The 25,648-nt window shown below is 37.4% G+C and carries 25 protein-coding genes and 1 pseudogene; 14 read left to right on the top strand and 12 right to left on the bottom strand.

Annotation, left to right across the window (positions count from 1 at the left end):
- Positions 1-84: 84 nt before the first annotated feature.
- From IQ226_RS14025 to IQ226_RS13985, 8 genes are all read left to right on the top strand, one after another.
- Positions 85-1,218, top strand: coding sequence for a branched-chain amino acid ABC transporter permease (locus IQ226_RS14025; RefSeq protein WP_193896278.1), 1,134 nt, complete (start codon positions 85-87; stop codon positions 1,216-1,218).
- Between the two features lie 49 nt (positions 1,219-1,267).
- Positions 1,268-1,873, top strand: a complete 606-nt coding sequence (locus tag IQ226_RS14020) for a hypothetical protein (RefSeq protein WP_193896276.1) — start codon at positions 1,268-1,270, stop codon at positions 1,871-1,873.
- A 43-nt stretch (positions 1,874-1,916) separates the two neighbouring features.
- Positions 1,917-2,702 carry an ABC transporter ATP-binding protein gene (locus IQ226_RS14015; protein ID WP_193896274.1) on the top strand — a complete coding sequence of 262 codons (786 nt, stop codon included), beginning with the start codon at positions 1,917-1,919 and terminating at the stop codon, positions 2,700-2,702.
- A gap of 13 nt (positions 2,703-2,715) precedes the next feature.
- Positions 2,716-2,946, top strand: a complete 231-nt coding sequence (locus IQ226_RS14010; protein WP_148763401.1) for a type II toxin-antitoxin system HicA family toxin — start codon at positions 2,716-2,718, stop codon at positions 2,944-2,946.
- Positions 2,939-3,163, top strand: a complete 225-nt coding sequence (locus IQ226_RS14005) for a type II toxin-antitoxin system HicB family antitoxin (protein ID WP_168503418.1) — start codon at positions 2,939-2,941, stop codon at positions 3,161-3,163. The genes IQ226_RS14010 and IQ226_RS14005 overlap by 8 nt, the downstream gene beginning before the upstream one ends.
- Positions 3,164-3,575: 412 nt before the next feature.
- A complete protein-coding gene (locus IQ226_RS13995) occupies positions 3,576-3,806 on the top strand; it encodes a type II toxin-antitoxin system HicA family toxin (RefSeq protein WP_168635908.1) in 231 nt (76 codons plus the stop codon).
- Complete coding sequence (locus tag IQ226_RS13990) at positions 3,803-4,027, top strand: type II toxin-antitoxin system HicB family antitoxin (protein ID WP_193896272.1); 225 nt, start codon at positions 3,803-3,805, stop codon at positions 4,025-4,027. The genes IQ226_RS13995 and IQ226_RS13990 overlap by 4 nt, the downstream gene beginning before the upstream one ends.
- A gap of 58 nt (positions 4,028-4,085) precedes the next feature.
- Positions 4,086-5,444, top strand: a complete 1,359-nt coding sequence (locus IQ226_RS13985; protein WP_193896270.1) for a GTP-binding protein — start codon at positions 4,086-4,088, stop codon at positions 5,442-5,444.
- Between the two features lie 196 nt (positions 5,445-5,640).
- Here IQ226_RS13985 and IQ226_RS13980 read toward each other — a convergent pair whose 3' ends face one another.
- Both IQ226_RS13980 and IQ226_RS13975 read right to left on the bottom strand, forming a co-directional pair.
- Positions 5,641-6,033: a type II toxin-antitoxin system PemK/MazF family toxin gene (locus tag IQ226_RS13980; protein ID WP_228039440.1), complete on the bottom strand. Its 393-nt coding sequence runs from the start codon at positions 6,031-6,033 to the stop codon at positions 5,641-5,643.
- A gap of 11 nt (positions 6,034-6,044) precedes the next feature.
- Positions 6,045-6,326, bottom strand: coding sequence for a hypothetical protein (locus IQ226_RS13975; RefSeq protein WP_027402973.1), 282 nt, complete (start codon positions 6,324-6,326; stop codon positions 6,045-6,047).
- 257 nt (positions 6,327-6,583) lie between these two features.
- Here IQ226_RS13975 and IQ226_RS13970 point away from each other — a divergent pair, with 257 nt between their 5' ends.
- Positions 6,584-6,844: a Calvin cycle protein CP12 gene (locus IQ226_RS13970; RefSeq protein WP_035082515.1), complete on the top strand. Its 261-nt coding sequence runs from the start codon at positions 6,584-6,586 to the stop codon at positions 6,842-6,844.
- Between the two features lie 147 nt (positions 6,845-6,991).
- Here the strand turns inward: IQ226_RS13970 and IQ226_RS13965 are convergent, their stop codons facing one another.
- Entirely contained in the window at positions 6,992-11,152 is a 4,161-nt protein-coding gene (locus IQ226_RS13965; RefSeq protein ID WP_193896266.1) for a WD40 repeat domain-containing protein, read from the bottom strand.
- A gap of 134 nt (positions 11,153-11,286) precedes the next feature.
- Between IQ226_RS13965 and IQ226_RS13960 the strand changes: the two genes are divergently transcribed.
- Positions 11,287-11,820: a hypothetical protein gene (locus IQ226_RS13960; protein WP_193896265.1), complete on the top strand. Its 534-nt coding sequence runs from the start codon at positions 11,287-11,289 to the stop codon at positions 11,818-11,820.
- Positions 11,821-11,926: 106 nt separating this feature from the next.
- On the opposite strand, the gene IQ226_RS13955 is transcribed toward IQ226_RS13960, so the two are convergent.
- The 6 genes from IQ226_RS13955 to IQ226_RS13930 form a co-directional block, all read right to left on the bottom strand.
- Positions 11,927-12,094, bottom strand: coding sequence for a PIN domain-containing protein (locus tag IQ226_RS13955; RefSeq protein WP_370567145.1), 168 nt, complete (start codon positions 12,092-12,094; stop codon positions 11,927-11,929).
- Positions 12,087-12,359 (bottom strand): AbrB/MazE/SpoVT family DNA-binding domain-containing protein, encoded by a 273-nt coding sequence (locus IQ226_RS13950; RefSeq protein ID WP_193896263.1) that lies wholly within the window; start codon positions 12,357-12,359, stop codon positions 12,087-12,089. The genes IQ226_RS13955 and IQ226_RS13950 overlap by 8 nt, the downstream gene beginning before the upstream one ends.
- A gap of 89 nt (positions 12,360-12,448) precedes the next feature.
- Entirely contained in the window at positions 12,449-12,781 is a 333-nt protein-coding gene (locus IQ226_RS13945; protein ID WP_027402965.1) for an XRE family transcriptional regulator, read from the bottom strand.
- Positions 12,778-13,137 (bottom strand): type II toxin-antitoxin system RelE/ParE family toxin, encoded by a 360-nt coding sequence (locus tag IQ226_RS13940; protein ID WP_027402964.1) that lies wholly within the window; start codon positions 13,135-13,137, stop codon positions 12,778-12,780. The genes IQ226_RS13945 and IQ226_RS13940 overlap by 4 nt, the downstream gene beginning before the upstream one ends.
- A gap of 351 nt (positions 13,138-13,488) precedes the next feature.
- Positions 13,489-14,307: a TlyA family RNA methyltransferase gene (locus tag IQ226_RS13935; RefSeq protein WP_193896319.1), complete on the bottom strand. Its 819-nt coding sequence runs from the start codon at positions 14,305-14,307 to the stop codon at positions 13,489-13,491.
- A 362-nt stretch (positions 14,308-14,669) separates the two neighbouring features.
- Positions 14,670-15,326: a DUF1361 domain-containing protein gene (locus IQ226_RS13930; RefSeq protein ID WP_193896261.1), complete on the bottom strand. Its 657-nt coding sequence runs from the start codon at positions 15,324-15,326 to the stop codon at positions 14,670-14,672.
- Between the two features lie 680 nt (positions 15,327-16,006).
- Between IQ226_RS13930 and IQ226_RS13925 the strand changes: the two genes are divergently transcribed.
- Positions 16,007-17,734: a bifunctional diguanylate cyclase/phosphodiesterase gene (locus IQ226_RS13925; protein WP_255539967.1), complete on the top strand. Its 1,728-nt coding sequence runs from the start codon at positions 16,007-16,009 to the stop codon at positions 17,732-17,734.
- Positions 17,735-17,848: 114 nt separating this feature from the next.
- Here the strand turns inward: IQ226_RS13925 and IQ226_RS13920 are convergent, their stop codons facing one another.
- The 3 genes and pseudogenes from IQ226_RS13920 to IQ226_RS13915 form a co-directional block, all read right to left on the bottom strand.
- Positions 17,849-18,715 carry a sensor histidine kinase gene (locus IQ226_RS13920; RefSeq protein WP_370567147.1) on the bottom strand — a complete coding sequence of 289 codons (867 nt, stop codon included), beginning with the start codon at positions 18,713-18,715 and terminating at the stop codon, positions 17,849-17,851.
- Positions 18,701-19,105 (bottom strand): annotated as a pseudogene (locus IQ226_RS25960) (response regulator); the annotation flags it as partial. The pseudogene IQ226_RS25960 and the gene IQ226_RS13920, both read right to left, overlap by 15 nt.
- A 141-nt stretch (positions 19,106-19,246) precedes the next feature.
- Complete coding sequence (locus IQ226_RS13915) at positions 19,247-20,452, bottom strand: hybrid sensor histidine kinase/response regulator (RefSeq protein WP_193896255.1); 1,206 nt, start codon at positions 20,450-20,452, stop codon at positions 19,247-19,249.
- Positions 20,453-20,910: 458 nt separating this feature from the next.
- Here IQ226_RS13915 and IQ226_RS13910 point away from each other — a divergent pair, with 458 nt between their 5' ends.
- The 3 genes from IQ226_RS13910 to IQ226_RS13900 all read left to right on the top strand — a co-directional run bounded on the left by IQ226_RS13910 (position 20,911) and on the right by IQ226_RS13900 (position 25,572).
- Positions 20,911-21,351: a histidine kinase dimerization/phospho-acceptor domain-containing protein gene (locus tag IQ226_RS13910; protein WP_193896253.1), complete on the top strand. Its 441-nt coding sequence runs from the start codon at positions 20,911-20,913 to the stop codon at positions 21,349-21,351.
- A 321-nt stretch (positions 21,352-21,672) separates the two neighbouring features.
- Entirely contained in the window at positions 21,673-23,301 is a 1,629-nt protein-coding gene (locus tag IQ226_RS13905) for a peptide chain release factor 3 (RefSeq protein ID WP_193896251.1), read from the top strand.
- Between the two features lie 144 nt (positions 23,302-23,445).
- Positions 23,446-25,572, top strand: coding sequence for a M48 family metalloprotease (locus IQ226_RS13900; RefSeq protein WP_193896249.1), 2,127 nt, complete (start codon positions 23,446-23,448; stop codon positions 25,570-25,572).
- Positions 25,573-25,648 lie beyond the last annotated feature (76 nt).

Below are 25,648 nucleotides of genomic sequence, written 5' to 3'. Positions count from 1 at the left end.
ATAGGGGGGTTTCAGTTTACATTGCGTTACATTAACGGCTGATAACTGACAACTCAAACATGACAAATGACAAGTAACTAAATTATGATCGAATACCTGATTTTTCTCGCCATTTCTACCGCCACCTTCGCCCTGTTCGGACTAGGACTCAATCTCCAATGGGGTTTTACTGGTTTAATTAACTTTGGTCATATTGCTTTCATGACTTTGGGTGCGTATACTACGGTTTTATTAAGTTCCAAGGGCGTACCGTTACTGACATCGGCGGGAATTGGGTCTATTGTTGCTGCCATGCTTGGTTTAGTAATTGGCTTTGCAACTTTGCGGTTACGCGAAGATTATCTTTCAATTGTCACCATTGGTACAGGTGAATTAATTCGATTAATAGTCAATAATCAGGATTTGCCTGTAGGTAATACGTGGATATCGGGATCTTTCGGTGTGCAAAGTTATGTGATCCCATTATCAACAACTCCCAATTTGTTTTTCCGCTGGGTGATGATTGGGGTATTAACTTTATTAACAGGAATCACATTATTTTCTCTATGGCGTTGGCTGCGGACTGCTCAAATTTCTGCAAGTAATAATCCAGTCAGAAATAGTAGTCTTAAACAAGAATTTACCTCTCGGTTAATAGTCGGAATTGCTTTAGGGTTATTAGCTGTTGCAATTTATATTTCTGGTGTGATTGGACTCTATAATTATAATCCCAAAGCCGGGTTAATGTTGTTCATATTGTTAATTTTAGCTTTTGTCTTTTGGCGGTTAGAAATTTTAGTGCGATCGCCTTGGGGAAGAGTGCTAAAATCTATTCGTGAAGATGAAGAAATTCCCAAAGCCTTAGGAAAAAACGTTTTTTCCTATAAACTCCAATCATTAATGTTAGGTGGGGCGATCGCGGGGATTGCTGGAGCATTTTTTGCTTGGCAACTAGGCGCAATTTACCCCGATAACTTCCAACCCCAACTCACCTTTGATGCCTGGATTATGGTGATTTTAGGTGGTTCTGGTAACAATCTGGGAACTATTTTAGGCGCAGTTATTTTCTTTACTTATGATGCCATCACTAGAGAATTTTTACCCAAAATTGTTCCCCTAGATGTAGAACGGATTGGTGCATTTCGGATCATGTTTATTGGGTTACTGTTAATGGTATTGATGATTTGGCGACCTCAAGGTATTTTAGGGAAAAAGGAGGAACTGACTCTTGGTAAATAATTGGTCATTTGTGATTAAAAATATCAGCAGTTTTTAAGAGGTAAATTAAATGGCTTATAGCGATTTTAAGCTACAGGAAGTAGTGAGAAAATTTGGATTAACTATTAACGAAAAAGTAGATTTATTTGCTGACACACCAGAAAGAGAAGCCAGTGCAATTTTAGATACTGTTCTCAAAACCAATGTTCCTTTAGCCTTAGCAATTAATACTGAAAAAGCTCGCTCAGAAATGATTATTGCACCAGTTTTAATTGAAATCAAGAATATTTTTACCGAAGAAATTAGTTTGTTCTCAGGTGTTGATTTTAATGTTGATCCAGAACAGGGTTTAAATGGAGTTTGTGACTTTATAATTAGTAAATCACCAGAACAACTATTTATTACTTCTCCTATTATCACTATCGTTGAAGCAAAAAATGAAAATATTAAAGTTGGATTAGGTCAATGTATCGCCGAAATGATCGCTGCACAACTATTTAATCAAAAGGAGGGTCATTATCTGGATTTGATTTATGGTATTGTAACAACAGGGAATATGTGGAAATTTTTGAAACTGCAAGATCAAGTAGTTTACATTGACTTTAGTGAATATTATATTAAAGATATCAAAAAAATATTAGGTATCTTGTCCGCATCAGTTCATTGTAATAATTAAAAGTTAACAAAAAACTAAAAATGAAGTTGAGAAGAAAATTATAATGGTAAATAATATCGAATCACCCCAACTACCTCTTTTAGCTGCAACTGGACTTTGTAAAAATTTTGGCGGAATTAAAGCAGTTCAAGAAGCTAATATTGAAGTGATCAAGGGTAGCATTACTGGGTTAATTGGTCCCAATGGGGCTGGGAAAACTACTTTATTTAATTTACTCTCTAATTTTATTCATCCCGATAAAGGTAGAGTGATTTTTGATGGTGAACCTATTCATCAATTACAACCATACCAAATTGCCCAACAGGGATTAGTGAGAACCTTTCAAGTTGCCCGGGTTTTATCGAAGTTATCAGTATTAGAGAATATGCTTTTGGGGGCGCAAAAACAAACCGGTGAGAACTTTTGGCAAGTGCAATTTCAACCCCAGATTGTTGCCAAGGAAGAAAAGCAACTAAAAGAACGAGCAATGTTTTTGTTAGAATCTGTAGGCTTAGAAAAAAAAGCCGCTGATTATGCCGGTGGTTTATCTGGGGGACAGCGGAAACTTTTAGAAATCGGTCGGGCATTGATGACTAATCCTAAGTTAATATTGCTAGATGAACCTGCTGCTGGCGTAAATCCCAGATTAATTGATGAGATATGCGATCGCATTCTAGCCTGGAATCGTCACGACGGCATGACATTTTTGATTATTGAACATAACATGGACGTAATTATGTCCTTATGCGATCGAGTTTGGGTATTAGCTGAAGGACAAAATCTAGCCGTTGGTAGTCCCACAGAAATCCAAAATAATACCAAAGTTTTAGAAGCATATTTAGGACAATGATATTATATTAGATATGCCCAAAAAAATTAGAGAACTGAAAAATTTATTACTGCAATCAGGTTTTACTTGTCGGACTGGAAAAGGTAGTCATACTAACTGGTATCATCCTTTATTATCTGGACGAGTTACTATATCAGGTAAAGACGGAAAAGATGCAAAAGAATACCAAGAGAAAGATGTTAGTAACGCCATCAAAAGAATAGAAGAAATAAAAAAAGCTCAAGAGGAAGCACAAAATGAATAATCATTACACAATCATTATTCAATGGTCAGAAGAAGATAAATGCTTTGTGGTAAGTCTTCCTGAATGGGGAGAATTTTGTCATACTCATGGAGACACTTATGAAGAGGCTTTAAAAAATGCCCAAGAAGTTTTAGAAATGCTGATTTCATCTTATTTAGAAGACGGACAACCAATACCCGAACCGCAAATTGTCGGCAAGTCATTAACAGCAGCTTAATTGTAAGAATTAGGCAAGAGTAATTTTGATGGTGAACTTATTCACAATTTGCAATCAGACTATAGCGGTTATCGCTAGGATGCAATATAATCGAGGGCGCAGACCCTGCGCCCCTACAGATTTTGCGATTGGCTGACTCTAAGTAGGTGAACACAATAAAACCAAACTGTGTAAAGAAACGTAAAATCGCCCAAACCCTCTTCACTCTTGCCTCTTGCCTCTGGTTACTGAGCGAAGTCGAAGTATTGCCTTTTGCCTTGCCATAACGACAATTTTCAACGCCAACCTACTTATCTCACTCAAGTGCATACCGCTATAAGTCCTGAGACAAGGTGTAATTGATAATTTTCAAGCATTCAAAATAATACCAAAGTTTTAGAAGCATATTTGGGACAATAACGTTATATTAGATATGCCCAAAAAAATTAGAGAACTGAAAAATTTATTACTGCAATCCGGTTTTACATATAAACCGGCAAAGGGAAGTCATAGTAAATGGATACATCCAAAATTATCTAAATCTATTATCATTGCTGGTAAAGATGGTAGTGATGCTAAACAATATTTAGAGAAGCAAGTTAATGAAGCAATAGCCGAATTAAATAAAATAGAAACAGAAGAAAAGGAGGAATCAGAGGAATGAAATATACAATTATTATTCAATGGTCTAAGGAAGATGAATGTTATGTAGTTTCATTACCAGATTTTACAGATGTCATGCAGCCTTGTACTCATGGAGACACTTATGAAGAGGCTTTAAAAAATGCCCAAGAAGTTTTAGAAATGCTGATTTCATCTTATTTAGAAGACGGACAACCAATACCCGAACCGCAAATTATCGGCAAGTCATTAACAGCAGCTTAATTAGATACCCGACTTCTTAAAGAAGTCGGGTATCTGAAAATACAGAATCCAGAATCCTATGAATCGTAACCTACAAGAAACTCATTTAAACCGCGCCCGTGCTAGTCTTAGACAAGCATTATCTTGGTATGGATATCTCCGTAAATCGGGACAAATGGCAGCAAATCCAGAGTTAGCAAGGTTGCTAAAACCAGAAATAGAAACTTTAAATGCCACACTCAATAAATTAGATGCCAATGTCATCAGAATTGCGGCTTTTGGTTTAGTCAGTCGGGGAAAATCAGCAGTATTAAATTCTTTATTGGGAGAAAAAATTCTGCAAACCGGACCCCTAAATGGTGTCACTCAATCACCACGTTCTGTACCTTGGAAACCCGGAGATAAGGTATTAGTTGAATTAATTGATACTCCCGGTTTAGATGAAATTGCCGGAGATTCACGGGCGCAAATGGCACGAGACGTAGCGCGTCAAGCTGATTTAATCTTGTTTGTGGTTTCTGGGGATATTACGAGAACTGAATATCAGGGATTATTAGAATTACGTCAAGCCCAAAAACCTTTAATTTTGGTATTTAATAAAATTGATTTATATCCCGATACAGATAAAAATGCAATTTATAAAAATCTTCAACAATTAGGGGCAGGAAATACCCAAAATCAGCCATTGTTACCCGATGAAATTGTCATGATATCGGCTGAACCTGCACCAATGGAAGTGAGAGTAGAATATGCAGATGGAAGCGTTACTTCTGAATGGGAAACACCGCCACCGCAAGTAGATGAATTAAAGCAAACAATCTTAAATATATTAAATCGAGAAGGACGATCTCTTTTAGCTTTAAATGCACTCATTCAAGCTAGAGAGTCCGAAGAAAATATCGCCCAAAAAACCGTTCATATCCGCGAAAAAGAAGCAGAAGATATAATTTGGAAGTTTAGCCAATATAAAGCCCTAGCCATTGGCTTAAATCCTATTGCTTTCTTAGATATAATAGGTGGTTTAATTACCGATTTAGCCTTAATTCGGGCATTAGCTAAATTGTATGGTTTACCCATGACTGGCTATGAAGCCAGTGAATTATTAAAAACAATTTTATTTAGTTCTGGTGGTTTATTATTAAGTGAAATTGGCAGTAGTTTTATATTAGGCTTAGGTAAAAGTGCCGCAGCGATCGCCAGTGGTGATAATCCCTTTAATATTACTACTTTTTTCGGGAGTGCGATAGCCCAAGGTGGAATTGCCGGTTATGGTGCTTATACAGTCGGTAAAGCCGCCCAGTTATATCTAGAAAAAGGCTGTACCTGGGGACAATTGGGCGCTAACACCGTCATTCAGGAAATTTTGTCGCAAGTTGATAAAAATACTATTTTGTATCGTTTACAGCAAGAATTAGGCGGTACTTTTGGTGAGTTTTGAGAGATTGAATCTAAGAGGGTGTTTGAAAAGTTTTGAATGTATAAATTGACCCCTCTCCAAACCTCTCCCCGACGCGGGGAGAGGCTTTGAAAACCCCATTCCCTGGTAGGGAAGGGGGGCAGGGGGGTTAGGTTTTTGGAGATTATGGGTTTCATCTGATACTTTTCAAACAACCTCTAAGTAACCATCACAAACTTTATGATTTGGGATTTTTACCTCTTTTCCATGCTTTTGATGCTGGAAGTGTAGGTTCACAAGGCTTTTGTAAAATTTCAATAATGGTAGCAATAACTTGATTTATTTTTTCATCCCTTAATTTTCCGATATTCCTAATAACATTACTTTTGTCAACTGTTGCAATGATGTTAGGACGAATATAACAGGGACTTAAATTAAGTTTACCAAACATAAAATCCTGGTCTTCTAACTTAATTTCATATTCTCTACCTGGTTTACTGGTAATAGGACAGAAAATAATATTATTACTATCTGATTCTGCTATAATCAAGGCAGGTCTTCTTTTAGTAGCAGATGCGTCAGAAAATGGAAAAGGTACAGAGATAACGTCACCTTTAGCAAATTTTTCCATAAGCATAAATTCTATAAATCCTTCCAAGCTTCGTCTTCTTCTGGTTCAAGCCAAACTTTATTGAGTGATGATTCACTTAACTCAAGAAAATCTTTTACTAAAATTTCCAAATCATCTACATTACTAACTTGCAAATTTTGAATCTTTTCAAGTGGTAGATTAGTTAGTTTAGCTACTAGAGATAAATCAATACCTTCTTGTAGCATATTGAGTGCAACTTGAGTTAAACCTTCTTGTAACCCTTGTTCCCAGGCTTCACGTAAAGATTGAGATTGAAGTGCTAATTCACGCATAATTATAAGTTACAGATACTCTGTTTAAATTATAACTAAAATATTTGGATTATTTAATAATTTAGCATTGCTAAAACTTCATTAGTGAATAATTAAGCCATGATTATATCATCATAGAATCAAAAAGTATATAAATTAACTAAAAATAATTATTGGAATTGTTACTCTGAAAAAGAGTTTACCAATTATGAGTAATTCTCTTCATTAGCAATCCTTAAAATTCCTAATTAACCTTTATTTTCGTCAACAAAGGTAACATGATCATGGTATCCCTAAACGAAGTTATCAATGGTAAAAAACCCATTGAAGCAGCAATTCTTGAAGCCATTACAGAAGCGCGGACAACCTGTACAGAAAATGGTAATAATTCCGCTAATTGTGCAGTAGCTTGGGATATTGTCGAAGAATTACAAGCAGAAAAAGCCCATCAAAAACAAGCAAAACACCGCAAAACAGCCCTAGAAGACTACTGCGAAATGTATCCAGATGCTTTGGAGTGTTTGATTTACGATCTTTGATTTAGATTGAGATCAAGAAGAATGTAGAGACGAGAATCCCTACCCATGGAACGTCTCTACATTGGTTTGAGATCACACATATTTAATTTTCACCAGATATTTAGTCAAGAGTAAAAGTAAGAGATTCAAGTACATATATAAAACCCCCTATTCTACAGCCCCCAACGCCTTCAAAGTTAAGATTTCCGCACGGCTTAACCCCTTCACCCCCTGAATCTTCAACCCTGCATATAACCTATGGTCAAAGGTAGCGAAACAGTCCCCAGTCTGCACATCCCACAGTTTCACCGTATTATCATCACTACCACTAGCCAAGGTCAGACCATCTCCACTCCAGGCTACTGACAAAACCGAACTGCGATGACCCTCTAGGGTTCCCACACAGTCCCCAGTCTGCACATCCCACAGTTTCACCGTTTCATCATAACTACCACTAGCCAAGGTCAAACTATCTCCACTCCAGGCTACTGACGTAACCGAACTGCGATGACCCTGTAAAGTCCGCACACATTTCCCAGTCTGCACATTCCAGAGTTTCACCGCATTATCACCACTACCACTAGCCAAGGTCAAACTATCTCCACTCCAGGCGACTGAGTTAACCGTATCGCTATGACCCTGTAAAGTCCGCACACATTTCCCAGTCTGCACATCCCACAGTTTCACCGTATTATCACGACTACCACTAGCCAAGGTCAGACCATCTCCACTCCAGGCTACTGAGTTAACCCAATCGCTATGACCCTTTAGCGTCCGCACACAGTCCCCAGTCTGTACATCCCACAGTTTCACCCTTTTATACAAACTAACACTAGCCAAGGTCTGACTATCTGGACTCCAGGCTACTGAGTTATCCCAAATACTATGAACCTCTAGCGTCCCCACACAGTCCCCAGTCTGCACATTCCACAGTTTCACGGTTTCATCACTACTACTAGCCAAGGTCTGACCATCTGGACTCCAGGCTACTGACCTAACCCAAATACTATGACCCTCTAAAGATCGCACACAGTCCCCAGTCTGCACATTCCACAGTTTCACCGCATTATCACTACTACTAGCCAAGGTCTGACCATCTGGACTCCAGGCTACTGAGTAAACCGAAATACTATGACCCTCTAGCGTCCGCACACAGTCTCCTGTCTGCACATCCCACAGTTTCACTGTTTCACCACTACCACTAGCCAAGGTCAGACCATCTCCAGTCCAGGCTACTGACCTAACCCAACGGCGATGACAATGTAAAGTCCGCACACAGTCTCCTGTCTGCACATCCCACAGTTTCACCGTATTATCACCACCACTAGCCAAGGTCTGACCATCTGGACTCCAGGCTACTGTCCAAACCCAATGAGTATGACCCTTTAGCGTCCGCACACATTCCCCAGTCTGTACATCCCACAGTTTCACCCGTTTATCCAAACTACCACTAGCCAAGGTTTGACCATCTGGACTCCAGGCTACTGAGTAAACCGAACGGGTATGACCCTTTAGCGTCTGCACACGTTTCCCAGTCTGCACATCCCACAGTTTCACCGTATTATCACCACCACTAGCCAAGGTCAGACCATCTCCACTCCAAGCTACTGATTTGACCTGATTCCTATGACCTTTTAGCGTCCGCACACAGTCTCCTGTCTGCACATTCCACAGTTTCACGCTTCTATCGTCACTACCACTAGCCAAGGTCTGACTATCTCCACTCCAGGCTACTGATAAAACTGAATTAATATGACCCTCTAGCGTCCGCACACAGTCCCCAGTCTGCACATTCCACAGTTTCACCGTATTATCACAACTACCAGTAGCCAATGTTAGACCATCTCTACTCCAGGCTACTGAGTTAACGGAATCACTATGACCTGTTAGGGCTAAAAACTCCCTGCCAGTAATGACATTCCACAGTCTAACTTTACCATCTTTTTCTCCTGTAGCCAGCACTTTACCATCAGGACTAAAGGCCACAGCAAAAACTGAAGTTAATTCTGTCGCAAAGACTGATTCTTTTAAATTGGCATTAGTTAAATTTACATTGTATAAACTAGCCTGGCTGAAATCTACATTTTTAATTACCGTTTGACTCAAATCTTGTCTTTCTAAAGCAAACCGACTACCTTTGAGTAGCAACTGCACCGCATTACTACCACAGTAACCTGCGATTGTTTCGGTTTTACCTTTAGTGGCTTTGACTACTTCTAATAAACGTTGATTTGCTGTTGTTGACAACATGGAAAACATTAAATCTAAGACGGCTTTGGCTAATAGAGTTTTCCCAAAAGTTTGACTTAAATCTGTTGTTCCTTTGTCGTAGGGAAGATCCTCCGCAACTTCCTGAAAATCTGCTGCTAAAATCCCTAATTCTCGTCCCAATTTATAGGATACAAAAAATTCTAATAATGAACGATGGGCAGGATAATAATCACCATCAGCATTTGTAATTAACATGGTTTGTCCCATCATGTCATGATGCCAATGATCTAAATCTTTTTGTTCCTGTACCGTTTCACCAAAATAACTACGAATTAAATCAGGAAATTCTTTATAATTCAGAGTCATTTTATCAGTTGACAGCATTTCCCAGGATAATTCACACAGGAAATATAATTTATCTGCCATTGAGGTAAAAGTCCGGTCAGCTTTAATATCTCGTTCCATTTTGTGCCGTACTGCATAGAGATAAACACGGGAAATATCCACAGGTTTTTTTTCTAATTCTAAAACTTCAAATTGGGGTGGTTCTCCCGTTAGATTAGAAGTAGATGCTTGTAATTCTGCATTTAACAGGCTGCGTCCTTCCAATGCTTCTGGAAAATGTTCAGTCTGACAAGTTAAAATTGCCTTTGTTCCTGCTGTTCCCACAACTTTTGCTAATTCCCAGAAATTATTAATCATTGCTTGACGGTCTACCCATGCGGCCATTTCGTCAAAGCCATCAAAAATTAATAATAATTTCCCCATGCGGTTAAGTTGTTCAAAGGCAGAATATCCCGATAAACCAATGTTATGTTTACGAAAAAAGAACTCAGAAAATAGAGATTCAATACTCACCGCCTTAGCATAATCTCTTAAAGGAATCACTAAAGGAATACGCGGTCTTTGAGTACCTTTCTTTTTTGCTTCTAAATATTTTTTCAAAGCCAACCAAGCATAATGGAAAGCAAACCAAGTTTTACCTGTACCAAATTCCCCTAAAACCGATAAATGTTCTTTAACTGGGTCATCTAACCATTGATTAATATAACCCTCAATCCAATCGTCTTCTTTACCATAATGACTAATTCCTATTCGCTGCTTAGTTTGGGGATTAATTTCTTCTTTGGTACAAGCTAAAGGGACATAATATTGATCAATTCCTCTGCTTTTGACTTCTGTTTCTAACCAATCAAAATAACCACTAAAATTAGCCTTATCTTCAATTAATTCATCAAAGGTCTTACAAAGAATATGTTTATTTTCATCTTTTTCAAGTTTGTCTATAGCTGCTTTACTAACTCGACGGGGTGCGACAATCCAACCTCCATCAACTTTTTGAGTTTCTACAGCTTGTTTTACTGCATTAATATCATTAATTCCCGCTTCTGCTTCGACTCCGTGAATCAAAATCCGGTCATATCCTCCCCAGTTGTTGGGAATATTAATAATCCATTCAAAATAATCTTTTTCTAAGACTTCGTGAGGTTCAAAATAATAACCCAGTGCTTTAAACCATTTTTTTAATTGTTTAGCTAATTCTGTTTCTCTGACAATTTCCCCAGGTGGTAATAATTGCTGTTGACTTTGGACTAATTGAGCAATTTGTTTTTGAAGTTCTGGTAAACTAAGTTGGTTAATTTGTTCCCGAATTTGATTTAAACTATTTTGTAAACTATCTAATTTATGGTCTTGTAAAATTTCCGTTGCTGTTCTGGCTCGTTTGGCAATTTCTACAAATAACCGGGCAAATTCAGTCAATTCTCGGCGATAATCAATATTTTGATGTTTGATTTTATTGCCAATATCAGAACTTTGAATAAAATTATCTAATGTTTGAATATTAAAACTTCTATTTTGACTAAATGCTTGCTGAAACTCTTCTTTAATTTCTTTTTCTTTAAATAACTGTAAAATTAACTGTAAAATAACTTTTTGTTTACCTACACCATACTCAATTAAAGTATAAACATAAACACCATCAAAATCATTTGGTGGTGTATCTGATTTTAAACCAAATTTATTTAACAATCGTAATCGTATTTCGCTATACTTTAATTTATCTAAGACTTTATGTACTGTTTCCCCAATTAATGCGTCAACAACCTTATCAAGCATAAACAAAATCTGGTATAACGAATCTTTACTGTTTATACCATCAAACACATTTATCTGTCAAGCTGCTAAAAAATCACGGTTTATTTTGAGTACGGTGTATGGCGTTCTTATAACAAAAGCAGTGAGGGTAAGTAATGAGTCAGCAAGAATCTAATTATATTCCTTTCACCTCTAACCAAGAATTAGCAACCCCGATGGATTTATTACTTAATGAAGAATGGTTGAGAAAAAGTATCCAAGCTGAGGAAGAAGTAGGGGGTAATATTGGTGCTGGTTTAGATTGGGGTTCTGGTTTTAGTCAACTGTTGCTTAATCCCGAATTGTTTTATCGTTTAAAAACTTTGCGGATTTCTTTGAATCGAGAAGTGCGTTTGTTGCTTAAAGATTGGAATTTAGGAACTGCCACTTCTATAGTATCTGCTACCGCCAGAGAGAAGTTACTGGAAAGATTCAGGCTACCTACATCTACTGTTAAAGAACATATTCAAGCTGTGTTGCAGAGTGATGAACTTTTTGGTGAGGAATTTATTTCTAATCATCAGGTATTGCGCGAATTGCTTGGGGTAATGTTGACAGAAAACGATTGGGAAAATATTGCTTCAGTTGCGGCGGCTTCCTTGAAGCAGCAAATTATGAATCAGATTTTGGTTGAGAGAATTTTAGTATAGTAGGGCTAAAATAATTGAAAGTGGCGCACTCCGTTATCACAAATCAAAAAATGAATTAACAAGTCAGCGATCGCCCTATTGCCCTTTATCTCAAAGCAATACAAGTTTAATTTTGCTGTGATTCTCCTAAATCAACAACTTTTGACAATACCTCTACCCAATTAATAATACTGATATAGCACCCATCAATCAACGCATTTTCTACAATTTCCGCTCCTGGTTCATCTCTAAGATAAGCTAAAAAGGCAGAAGCATCTAACACAGATTTATTCACTTAAATACTCCTGTCTCCGTTCCTGGATAAGTTCATCTACTAAGTTTCTATCAGGTGATTTATCTTTTAATAAACCTCTTAATTTTTTAACTTGTTGTTTGAGGCTGACTAATTGGAGTCTTCCATTATCTTCCAGAGTTAAAATTAATCTATCTCCTGATTCTAAATTCAGCATGGTTTGGATTTCTTTAGGTAAAGTTAAACGTCCTTCTGGTTCAATATCAAGTGTATATTGTTGAGGAATTGATAAATTAGCAAGTGTCATAGCTGAATATTTCCTTGGTTTATAGCCATTTACATTTTAGCAAAACTCTAAAAATTAAAAAATCTCAATTTTTTCTCTATCTTCAACTCCTACTCATCAATATCCATTGCCAAATTTTCAAAATTAGTAATTGTTACTTCAACATCAGGGAATATTGCCGTTATTTTCAACTCTCCTCCCATAGCTTCAATAACTTGTCGGAGATGACTAACATACATATCAGTACGATTCTCTAATCTAGAAATAGCAGGTTGTTTAATTTGCAACTTTTCAGCTAATTGAGCTTGAGATATTTTTAAAGCTTGGCGTAATTCAGCTAATGCCATTTCCTCTTTTAATTTAGCTGTTTGAGTAGCAATTTTGGCTTTTCTTTCTGCCGATAAATCTTTAGTAAGATTACTAAACTTTTTATGTCCTGTCATATTAAACCCTCCTGACTAATTTCTTGCAGATATTCTTCATAAAGACGATCTGCTATGGGAACATATTTTTCATAAAATCGCTTATCTCCTGTTTTATCTCCACCAATAAGTAAAATTGCCACTCGTCGCGGATCAAAAGCATAAAATACTCTGATTGGTTTACCGCGACTTTGAATACGTAACTCTCTCAGGTGAGAGTTTTTTGCACCTTTGACATCGGATGAATAAGGAAAGGGTAATTGTGTTCCCTTTTCTTCAAGTAGTTGAACAACGCTGACAATATCATCTTGTTGCTCTTCTCTAAGAGTTTGCCACCAAATATCAAACTCATTCGTATATTCTATTTCCCAACTCACTTTCTATTATATTACGTTGATGTAATAAATCATAGCTTTAATTTGTCAATTTTCACAACTTTTTTTGCCTGTACTGATACTGAGCAATTCTTTTAACGAGCCTAACGATACCATCCCCCAAGAGCTACAACTACGCATTTACTCTGTGTAATGGTAGCGATTTCACCCGTCGCCTAACTAGCAACTGACATTAATAGCCAGATAAAAAACAGATAAATAGCCATTAGGTCTATGTCAACTCATACAAGACCTTGTTAGCTCTAGAACTTTACTTAGGAGGTGACGATGATGACAAGATTAGAGGCGAAGTAAGTGCCAACCCAAAACACCAACTAAAACCTTGATTATTCATCATTTTTTCCCAAACTCCTGCATGACTTGTTTAGTAATTTCTTGAATTGCTGCTAAAGTTGGAGGGATAATTTCGCTTTCCATTCCCAACCATAAAAGATATTCAATATTTCCCGCAGGGCCTGTTATTGGTGAATAAGTTAAACCCTGATATTTCCATCCTAATTCTAACGCCCCTTTCATCACATTAAAAATTGCATCTCCTTGGTCATCAGAATCGCGGACAACGCCTTTTTTACCTATCCGAGACTTGCCAACTTCAAATTGTGGTTTTACCAGCAATACAGCCTCTCTGGGAGCTTGTGTTAATTGCCATACCGCCGGCAAAATTTTGGTTAAAGAAATAAAGGAAACATCCACAACTATCAAATCAGGAAATATGGCATTTTCAGCATATAATTCTGCTGGTTGTAGTTGGCGTAAATTCGTCCGTTCTTTTAAAATTACTCGTTCATTGTTTCTGATTTTCCAGTCAACTTGTCCATAACCAACATCTACACCATAAACTTGTTTTGCGCCGGCTTGTAATAAACAATCTGTAAATCCACCTGTAGAAATTCCCCCGTCTAAACAAATTCTGTCAGTTACAGAAATTCCAAAACATTCTAAAGCTTTGACCAGTTTTTCCCCACCACGAGACACAAAAGGAGGACGTTCTTTAACTTGAATTTGGGCGGTAATATCCACTTCTGTCCCGACTTTATCAATTTTATGTTGATTGACAGTTACTTCTCCAGCTTGAATTAGCCGCTGTGCTTGTTGACGGGAAGCACATAATCCCAAATCTACTAATAATGTATCTAATCGCTGTTTCACCAATTTCACTTTTTATAGTTTTTTATATTTGCTTTTCTATTTTAAATCTAAATAGGAATTTTTTGTTGATATCCCCAACTTCTTTAAGAAATCAGGGATATTCAATTTACAGTAGATTAATAAGTTACAGAATCTAAATTCAAAGTCGGACAGCAACCCAACAAATACTGGTAAATGTTGGGTTATGGCTATGGCTCCTACATCGCCACGCAAGCTATCGCCACACTTCGTGAACGTTCCGATTGCTCCGCAAACGTTTACGTTCCACAACCCAACCTAGGTAATTCTATTTTCTGAGCTTAACTGACAAGTATTGGAACAGCAAACCAATTTCACTCCTGACTCCTGAATTCTGCTGTATGTCATTAGTTAGTATTGTGAATATGATGATCATTTAGTTGTGAGTTAGCACCATTGTTAACAAAACCCAAAGTAATTCGTTTCATAAACCAATACAGACCCCAAAGAATTACAAAAGTAATCATAATAATGACCAACGGCTGTTTACCAAGTATTTCCTCTATACCTTTGGTGATTATCGCATCTGGTTGAGTAATAAAGTCCCAACTGTTGAACCGTAAAAATCTTCCCCAATAAATACCAACAGCAGAAAGAGCATGAGTCATCAATTCCACAGAAAAAATCCATTTGCTTTTACCCGTTCGGTGTAAATAGTAACCTAAATTTATCAAAGATATAACATAGGCTTCAAATCCGCCAAAAATGACGACAAAATACACAGGTATTAACACTAATGTAATCATCCATACTGACTGAACTCGCCGAATATCATCTATTAAATGAATAACATCAGTTAATAAATAAGGTGCGTTTGGTAGAAAAGCATAGAAACTCAAAAATCCTAGCCACCAAATCCATGAACCTCCGCGGTTTTTGCGAAATAGCCAAACACTTAAAGCCAAAGGGATAAAAGCCAAAAATAAATTCCAAGTCATCCAGCGCAGATTAACTTTTAAAACATGGAAAACCGTTGTTATTAATTCAATTACTTCTGCTTTCATAGAATTGAAATGTGTAGAATAAACTTATTTTTTGTTCACACAGTATTTGTAGTTGCAGACTTTTGACAACTTTAAAAATATTGTGTACAAGACTCTATTTTAGATCACGGTTGCAGAGAATGGTTGTCTTTCAGAATTTTGGCTCTTACATAGGGTTTGCTGAATAAGTTGTCTGTGAGGGGAGGTGACAGGTGCTACGCCACAGGGACAGGTGACAGTTTCAACTATCTGGATATCCTCAATTTTCTAAATCCGACAAGGAAAAATGCACCTATTTTGAGACACCATCGGCCAAAACCTGGCACTTTTTGGAGATAAAAATCTGTAAAACCTTTATTAATAAGCGGTTTTGGCTTTATATGACTAACGCCACGCTACGCTATCAGCAAGCTCTATATAGGAATCCCCATACTATATATTTTATACGGTTAATTTTTGGAAAATACATAGATTAAATATAATTTCTGAGCTATGCAATAGTAGTATTAACTAAGCTACATAAATAGAATAATTTCTGACTTGTAAGGATGCAAAAATTACTGGCAAATGTTAAAATCGGGTTTTAGCTATCCCGACAGATAACGAAAAGTAAAGTTACCCAAAACCTCTTCTCTGTTCCCTGTTCCTTTCTATTCCCTTCTCATAACAATAATTTTTAATGTCCATTTACTTATATGAGTATGATTTTGATTATTGAAGATGAGCGTCAAATCAGAGAAAATATTCAGGAGATTCTTGAGCTAAATGGGTTTATTACCGTCACCGCAGCAGATGGATTAGAAGGACTACGCATGGTAGATAAACATCACCCAGACATAATTCTTTGCGATGTGATGATGCCTAAATTAGATGGATATGGATTTATTGAAGCACTACGTCGAAAGCCGCTGACAGCAGAAATTCCTTTTATTTTTCTGACTGCTAAAGCAGAACACCGTGATCGGCGTCAAGGTATGCTACTGGGTGCAGATGACTATTTAACTAAGCCTTTTGAGGTTAATGAACTACTTGAGGCTATTTCTACACGATTAGAAAAACGTCAACTATTAACCCAACGTTATAAAACTCAGATTCAGCAAATGGAAACTGAGATATATAATCTAATGCGTCATGATAATTCAACTGGTTTACCCAATCAAATTTTTTTAGAAGAGTATTTTAATCAGAACCGTCTTCAAGCTGACAATCAAAATCAATTTTTGCCGTTGTTACTAATTGATATAAACTTGGTTTATCATAGTAAATTATTATTCAACTCAAGTTTTAAACACTTGTTAATGAAGGATGTAGCTGCACAATTACATAAGCTAAACTCTTCCAATCAGATTATTGGTTTCATGGCTTATTTAGAAAATGACCAATTAGCATTGTTGTTAAAGCCAGTAGAAGATGGGAGTATTGCTGGTGATATTTCTCAACAAATTTTAGATAGGTTGTCACAACCTTTAATTGTTAATGAGCAGGAAATATCTGTGCAAGCTAAAATTGGAATTGCTTGTTATCCAAATGATGCGCTGCAATTAGGAGAATTGCTAACTTATGCAGAAGTCACCTTGGAGCATTGTAAATTAGAAAATGGTAATTTCTGTCGTTTTTATAATCAAGAAATTCTGGATATTGTTTTTAGAAGACTTATTTTAGAATCTGATTTTTTGCAGGCAATCGAGAACAAAGAATTTCAACTTTATTATCAGCCACAAATCAATGTTACAACTAAAAAAGTGGTTGGTATTGAAGCATTGATCCGTTGGCAACATCCAGAATATGGTATGATTTATCCAGCAGAATTTATTCCTATTGCTGAACAATCAGGTTTCATTATTCCTCTGGGGAAATGGATTTTAAGAAGAGCTTGTCAGCAATTAAAAAATTTACAAGCAGAAGGATTAGCTAATTTTAAATTGGCCATAAATATATCCCCTTTTCAGTTTAGACAAGAAAATTTCGTTCAAAAAATTAATGATATCCTTAGCGAGGAAAATTTTAACCCAGAACTATTAGAGTTAGAACTCACAGAAACGGTGTTTATTCAAGATATTGAACTTGTGAAAGACAAAATAAATGCCTTAAAGAATTATGGAGTTCAAGTATCAATTGATGACTTTGGTACAGGGTATTCATCGTTTAAATATTTGCACGAATTTTCCTTTAGTCATTTAAAAATAGATCGGTATTTTATTATCAATGTTGATAAGGTTGAAAATAAACAGTCTATTCTAAAAAGTATTATTCAGTTAGCAAATACTTTGAAGGTTGATATTATTGCTGAAGGAGTAGAAACAAATGAAGAGGTAAATTGGTTGAAACAAAATAATTGTGAAGTTATTCAAGGATATTTTTTCAGTCATCCTTTACCAATAGAAGAGTTGAAATTTTTTTTACTAGCTAATAATTTTCTTAACTGCTAGATTAGTCTGATTTACGTCGAAGGATGGAACTTGGTGCTGATAATTATTTAACTAAGTCACCGAGTCAAGAGTAAAACTGGCCTGGTATCTGGCTTTGCAGTTATATCCTGTACCTCATTGATCTGCAATTGGCTGTAAATAAGGAATGGTAATTGTAACTGTTGTTCCTTTGCCTATTTGACTATCTATATTAATTTCCCCTTGGTGCAAATCTACACATTTTTTCACGATGGAAAGTCCTAAGCCAGTTCCAGCAATATTACCGACATTAGAGCCGCGGTGAAAAGATGCAAATAAGTTATCTTGATCGGCTTCTGGAATACCGATGCCATGATCACTAATTTTAAATATAATTTTATCATCTGCTTTAGTTAAACTAAAATTAACTAAGTTGTGATTAGGCGAATATTTAATCGCGTTATTTAGCAGATTAGTAATAATTTGCTGTAAGAGTTTTTTATCAAACTGGATAATTAGAGAATTGGTAATTGTTTCTTGTCCTAAATCTACAGAAAAATTAATAGTATGTTGGTTGTTGCTCTCTGCTATTGCTGATTGGAGATGATGGCAAAAATCAACAATATCTGCTGCTTCTAAATGTAATTCTATTTTATCAGCTTCAGCACGGTTGATCATTAAAACGTCATCAAGGATTTGGGTAATATGCTTAATGGTGTGTTGGATTGTTTGTAGATGTTCTTGTTTTCTTTCTTCATTGAGGCGATCGCTAAATTTTTGTAAAATGCCCGAAGATGAAGCAATAATGGCTAAAGGTGTGCGAAACTCGTGAGATGCTATTGTAATAAACCGGGATTTTAATTGGTTTAATTCCTTCTCTTTTTCTAGTGCTTGCTTTAGTTCTGCTGTTCGTTCTGCTACTCTATGTTCTAAATCCTCATTCTGTTGTGTGAGTTGTCTAAGTTCCTGGTTCTGGATTTCTAAAGATTTAATTAACCTCTTTAAATGTAAATGAGTTCGCACACGCGCCAGTAATTCCTCTTTTTGAAAAGGTTTGGTAATATAATCTACAGCACCTAAACTTAAACCTTTGACTTTATCCACAGTATCAGCTAAAGCTGTTATAAAAATTATCGGAATACTCCGAGTCAGAGGATCAGCTTGAAGTTGCTTGCAAATTTCAAATCCGCTAAGGTCAGGTAACATAATATCTAGTACGATTAAATCAGGAATACTAGTCTTCACTTGTGGGATAACATTTAGCCCATTTACCTCTATTTTGACCTTGTAACCAGCACTGCTTAAGGTATGGTTCAAAAGTTTTAAATTCACTGGATTATCATCAACTACTAAAATTGTGGCACCATTAGGTAAAGTATTCAAATTTTCTTCCTTGTGATTAATAAGTTTCATCTAAGTAGGTTAGCATTGAAAATCGTTGTTATGGCAAGGCAAAAGGCAAGAGGCAAGAGTGAACAGGGTTTGGGCGATTTTACTTTTCTTTACACAGATTGGTTTTATTGTGTTCACCTACTTAAAATAAATTACAGATTTCTAGGCAATTAAATAAGGAATGGTAATTGTAACTATTGTTCCTTTACCTATTTGACTATCTATATTAATTTCCCCTTGGTGCAAATCTACACATTTTTTCACGATGGAAAGTCCTAAGCCAGTTCCAGCAATATTACCGACATTAGAGCCGCGGTGAAAAGATGCAAATAAGTTATCTTGATCGGCTTCTGGAATACCGATGCCATGATCACTAATTTTAAATATAATTTTATCATCTGCTTTAGTTAAACTAAACTTAATTAAGTTGTGATTGGGCGAATATTTAATCGCGTTATTTAGCAGATTAGTAATAATTTGCTGTAAGAGTTTTTTATCAAACTGGATAATTAGAGAATTGGTAATTGTTTCTTGGCCTAAATCTACAGAAAAATTAATAGTATGTTGGTTGTTACTCTCTGCTATTGCTGATTGGAGATGATGGCAAAAATCAACAATATCTGCTGCTTCTAAATGTAATTCTATTTTATCAGCTTCAGCACGGTTGATCATTAAAACGTCATCAAGGATTTGGGTAATATGCTTAATGGTGTGTTGGATTGTTTGTAGATGTTCTTGTTTTCTTTCTTCATTGAGGCGATCGCTAAATTCTTGTAAAATCCCTGAAGATGAAGAAATAATAGCTAAAGGTGTGCGAAACTGATGGGATGCCATTGTAATAAACCGGGATTTTAATTGGTTTAATTCCTTTTCTTTTTCTAGTGCTTGTTTTAATTCTATTGTTCGTTCTATAACTCTATGCTCTAAATCCTCTATCAGTTCTGTGAGTTGTTGATTCTTGATTTCTAAAGTTTTACTTAATTCCCGTAAATGCAAATGGGTTTGTACACGAGCCAGCAATTCTTTTTTCTGAAATGGCTTAGTAATATAATCTACTGCGCCTAGATGTAACCCCTTAACCTTATCTACAGTATCAGCTAAGGCTGTCATGAAAATTATCGGAATTGACTCAGTTACAGGGTCGGATTTAAGTCCCTGGCACAGCTTAAATCCATTGATATCAGGCAACAAAATATCCAACAGTATTAAATCAGGAATACTGAAATGAATTTGCTGGACTATATTTGCTCCGTTGGTTGCAGTATGCACATTGTAACCTGCCGCGCTCAGGGTATAATCCAGAATTTCTAAATTGGTCGGATCATCATCAATTACTAAAATTGTGGTACACTTAGGCAATTTTTCCAAAATTTTTTCCTTATCCCCTAACTCAATCCAGTTAAATTCTGTCGGATATTAACTTATGATTTTTTGATAAAATCAGTATATACTGAGAGAGCAAAATCATAGCGATCGCGGTTAATAAACAATTAAGCCTGTAATACTTCCCCTAGAGATACTTCTAGAGCCACTATGTCCCCGTAGTTAATTTTTTTGTTCATTTACTTTACTCAGTATACACTAAATTTGATATACTACAATTATTTTAATGAAAAGTGTAATTTACTACATTTGCATTAAGTAAACTGAGTTTCCCACTTACCGCAAGGTCTGATGATTCTCCTTTTTACTCCTTCTTATTCTTTCTTATTTCTCCTGACTCCTGATTTTTCACCACACCCTATTTAAGAGGTGATCCTAACTTAGCTGATATCCCCTTCATTTTTCTCACCGCTAAAGCAGAACGCTATGATTTCCGTCAAAGCATGGGATTAGGTGCGGATGATTATATTACCAAACCTTTTCAGCCTCATGAGATATTAGAAGCAGTTAACTCTCGTTTAAAACGACATTCAATTTCCAATCAAGCATATTTACAAGAGTCCCAAAAATTAGAAATACTCGAACAGGAAATCAAAAAAAATCGGTCTGAACTGCAAGACTGTCAGCAACTAGCGCAAATGCGAGGGAGTCTCCTCGATAAAGTCTCTCAAGACTTACGCAATCCACTTTCTAATATCAACATGGCAATTTGTATGCTCAAACAGGTTGATAACGAAAAAGATAGAGAAAAATATTTATTGATATTACAGGAAGAATGTAAACGAGAAATTGAGATATTAAATGAGATAAGTAGCTTACAGGAATTACTAACAGATGAAAATGCCAAGTTACTGAGAACTTACAAACTATTGGGAAAACTTTAATTAATTTAGGAGTCACCGAGTCAGGAGTTCAGGAGGAAGAAGAAAGAAGAAAGAAGAAAGAAGAATTGTTTTCACCAATTACCTATTCCCTATTCCCTGTTCCCTGTTCCCTGTTCCCTGTTCCCTATTCCCTATTCCCTGTTCCCTGTTCCCTGTTCCCTATTCCCTGTTCCCTGTTCCCTGTTCCCTATTCCCTATTCCCTGTTCCCTATTCCCTGTTCCCTATTCCCTATTCCCTATTCCCTATTCCCTGTTCCCTATTCCCTATTCCCTGCTCCTGAAAAAGATTACATTGAATGAAGTTAAAAACAAATAACAAATATGTCCATTGAACTGCAAACAGAACTAGGTCAAGCAGTGGAACAGCGTCGCAACTTTGCGATTATTTCTCATCCTGATGCTGGTAAAACTACCTTAACCGAAAAACTACTATTATACGGGGGTGCTATCCACGAAGCTGGAGCAGTCAAAGCCCGTAGAGACCAGCGAAAAGTAACCTCTGACTGGATGGCAATGGAACAACAACGGGGAATTTCCGTCACTTCAACCGTGTTACAATTTGCCTATCGTAACTGTCAAATTAATTTACTCGACACTCCTGGACACCAAGATTTTAGTGAAGACACCTATAGGACTTTAGCAGCAGCAGATAATGCAGTTATGCTGATTGATGCGGCTAAAGGTTTAGAACCGCAAACCCGGAAATTGTTTGAAGTTTGTAAAATGCGGGGGATTCCCATTTTCACCTTTGTGAATAAACTTGACCGTCCAGGTAGAGAACCCATAGATTTGTTGGATGAAATTGAGAAAGAACTGGGATTACAGACTTATGCAGTGAATTGGCCTATTGGTATGGGCGATCGCTTTAAAGGAGTTTTTGACCGCCAACAACAGCAAGTTCATTTATTTGAACGCAGTTCTCATGGTAGCAAAGAAGCGCGAAATACTATCCTCGATATAGGCGATCGCCAACTGGAAACCTTACTAGAAAAAGAACTTTACCACCAACTACAAGACGAATTAGAACTCTTAGAAGGAGTTTGTCCAGAACTGGATTTAGACCTGGTACACGCCGGCAAAATGACCCCAGTGTTTTTTGGTAGCGCCATGACCAACTTTGGGGTGGAATTATTCCTGAAAAACTTCCTCGACTTTGCCCTCAAACCAGGTACACATAGCAGCAGCGTCGGCGATATTCCCCCTACCTATCCAGAGTTTACCGGATTTATTTTCAAACTCCAAGCCAACATGGATCCCAAACATCGGGATAGAGTGGCTTTCGTCCGGGTTTGCACAGGTAAGTTTGAAAAAGATATGACAGTAAATCATGCTCGAACTGGTAAAGTTGTTCGTCTCTCTCGTCCGCAAAAACTATTTGCCCAAGAAAGAGAATCTATTGATGTCGCTTATCCAGGGGACGTGATTGGTTTAAATAATCCGGGTGTTTTCGCAATTGGCGATACTATTTATACAGGGCAGAAACTAGAATATGAGGGAATTCCTTATTTCTCACCGGAACTTTTTGCTACTTTAAGAAACCCTAACCCATCGAAATTTAAGCAGTTCCAAAAAGGTGTTTCCGAATTACGAGAGGAAGGGGCTGTACAAATTATGTATTCAACTGATGAAGCCAAGCGTGAGCCAATTTTAGCAGCGGTTGGTCAGTTGCAATTTGAGGTGGTCCAGTTCCGTTTACAAAATGAGTATGGTGTGGAAACCATTCTTGATTTATTACCCTACAGTGTCGCCCGTTGGGTTTCTGGTGGTTGGGAAGCTTTAAAACAGGTGGGACGTTTATTTAATACCACCACTGTTAAAGATAGCATGGGACGACCTGTGTTGTTATTCCGCAATGAATGGAATTGCCAACAATTAGAAGGTGATCATCCAGAGTTGAAATTAAGTGCGATCGCCCCCGTCTTTTCCCATCAACCATCAGTAGAGAGTTAGAGGCAAGAGGCAAGAGGCAATAGGCAACAGGCAATAGGCAACAGGCAGGGGGAATATTTCTTCCCACTGACAACTGACAACTGACAACTGACAACTAACAACTGACAACTAACAACCAACAACTGACAAATTATCAAAGTTTGTATGCCTTCCTATGCTGAATCATGTTTAGAGGCTGGTTTAGCTGCCCTCAAGCAGGGGAATTACTATACAGCGATCGCTAACCTTGAACCACTAGCCAAAAATCAAAGCGAAGAAAAGATTTGTTTACAGGCACGAGTGGGGTTAGTTATGTCCTATGCTCGCACTGGCGAAGTCTCCAAAGCGATCGCCCTGTGCCACAATTTGATTGCCAATAGTAATCCTCAAGTTCAAGAGTGGTCAAAACTTGCTCTTGAACACCTGCACAAACGCAAAAACCAGCAGAAAAAACCCCGCAAACCTAAGACTGGACTTATCTCCGGTTTAACCAATTCCTCACAACAGCCACAAACCGCCTATGTTGGGGCTGATGGTAATAATAATATTCAACCCGTTAGTATTTATTGGCGAAATGCTAGACGCGCTAAAGTTTGGCAACCTCTACGCAAGCCTAATATTATCCCCTCCCGACTGCTTGCCCTCTTCACATTCATGGCACTATTTTGGACGTGCCGAGAAGTGCTGAAATTCGTCCTGGATTCAATTAATCAAATTCTATATCAACTGCCATACTTAGAACCCATTCAGATTTTATATCATGATTCTAGTAACTTGATTCTAGGGTTATTTATAATCTTAATGGTATCGTCCCCTTGGTTACTCGACTGGGCGCTAACGAGATTTTCCGGTCAAGAAGAGTTACCCAAAGAGAAATTAAACTCCTACAGTCGGGAAACACTCAGAGTATTACAAAGGGCTTGTCAACAGAGACGCTGGACTATCCCCCAACTGAGAATTTTACCAATTGCTGCCCCCATGATTATCAGTTATGGCAACCTGCCCCGCACAGCCAGAATAACTGTTAGTCAAGGCTTATTAGAACAATTGGCAGATGATGAAATAGCCGCCATTTATGCTTTATCCTTGGGGCAAATTGGGCGTTGGGACTTTGCAGTGATGTCTCTAGTGCTACTTGTAACCATGCCATTTTATGGCATATATCAGCAAGTGTCAGTTTGGGGAAATCAACATCAGAGTAAAATTTGGCGTTGGCCAGGTACAGTTTTAGCCGCCATTAACTACGGAATTTGGTGTCTGTTCACAGGCACAGCCTTACTTAATTCTCGCTTACGACTTTACCATAGCGATCGCCTATCTGCAGAAATTACTGGTAATCCCAATGGACTAATTCGCGCCTTGCTAAAAATATCCATTGGTGTAGCCCATGATATTGGACTAAAAGAACAGACCTGCTGGCAGTTAGAAAGTCTAAATCTGCTTTCGCCCGTCGCATACCAGCACAGCATGGTTTTGGGTAGCACCGCTGGTCATCTACCTTTTGAATCATTCTTAAAATGGGAAAATTTTCATCCCTACCGTCAATGGTTAACAATCAACAGTTGTCATCCAGCCATAGGCGATCGCCTCGAACGTCTTTGTGACATAGCCCGCCATTGGCATTTAGACACTGAACTGTATCAAACAACCCCATCACAACCCATCCTCATCAAACCCCAAACCTTCTGTTTACAAATAGCCCCTTGGTTGGGCATCCCCCTTAGTATTGTCTTCGCTGGTCTGATTTGGTTAGTTTGGCAAACAGCATACACCCTACATTTATTAAACTTAAAATGGATTTATGACGATTGGTCTTTTGTAACAGGTTGTATGTTAATTGGTTTTAGCATTGGCATAGTCATCCGCATCAATGCCTTATTTCCCGACATTACACCTGCAAATGCTCAAAAAGACGAAAACTTCACCAGCCTATTAGCAGATCCGGCAATTTTACCAATTGATAGTGCTAAAATCCGGTTTACTGGTAAACTGTTAGGTCGTCCTGGAATTGGTAATTGTTTAGCACAAGACCTAATTCTACAAACTAGCCAAGGTTTAATGAAATTACATCATATTCCCTGGTTAGGAAGGTCATTCAATCCTCAAGACTTGATTGGCAGACAAATCACTGTCACAGGTTGGTTACGACGTGGGGCAACTCCCTGGATTGATCTCCAAACCCTAGAAACCCAAAGCGGCCAAAAAATTCATAGCCCTCATCCTATTTGGTCTACTGTCATCGCCGTCGTTGCCCAAGTTTGGGGCGCTTATATGATGCTCACAGGTTCTTAGTCATTGGTCATTGGTCAGTTGTCAGTTGTCAGTTGTCATTGGGAAAATTCTTTCTCCCCCCCCCGACTTCCCCGAC

It is taken from the genome of Dolichospermum sp. LEGE 00240 (assembly GCF_015207875.1).
Classification (GTDB): domain Bacteria; phylum Cyanobacteriota; class Cyanobacteriia; order Cyanobacteriales; family Nostocaceae; genus Dolichospermum; species Dolichospermum gracile.
The sequence above is the reverse complement of the archived record's forward strand: the minus strand, read 5'-3'. Positions and strand labels throughout refer to the sequence as shown.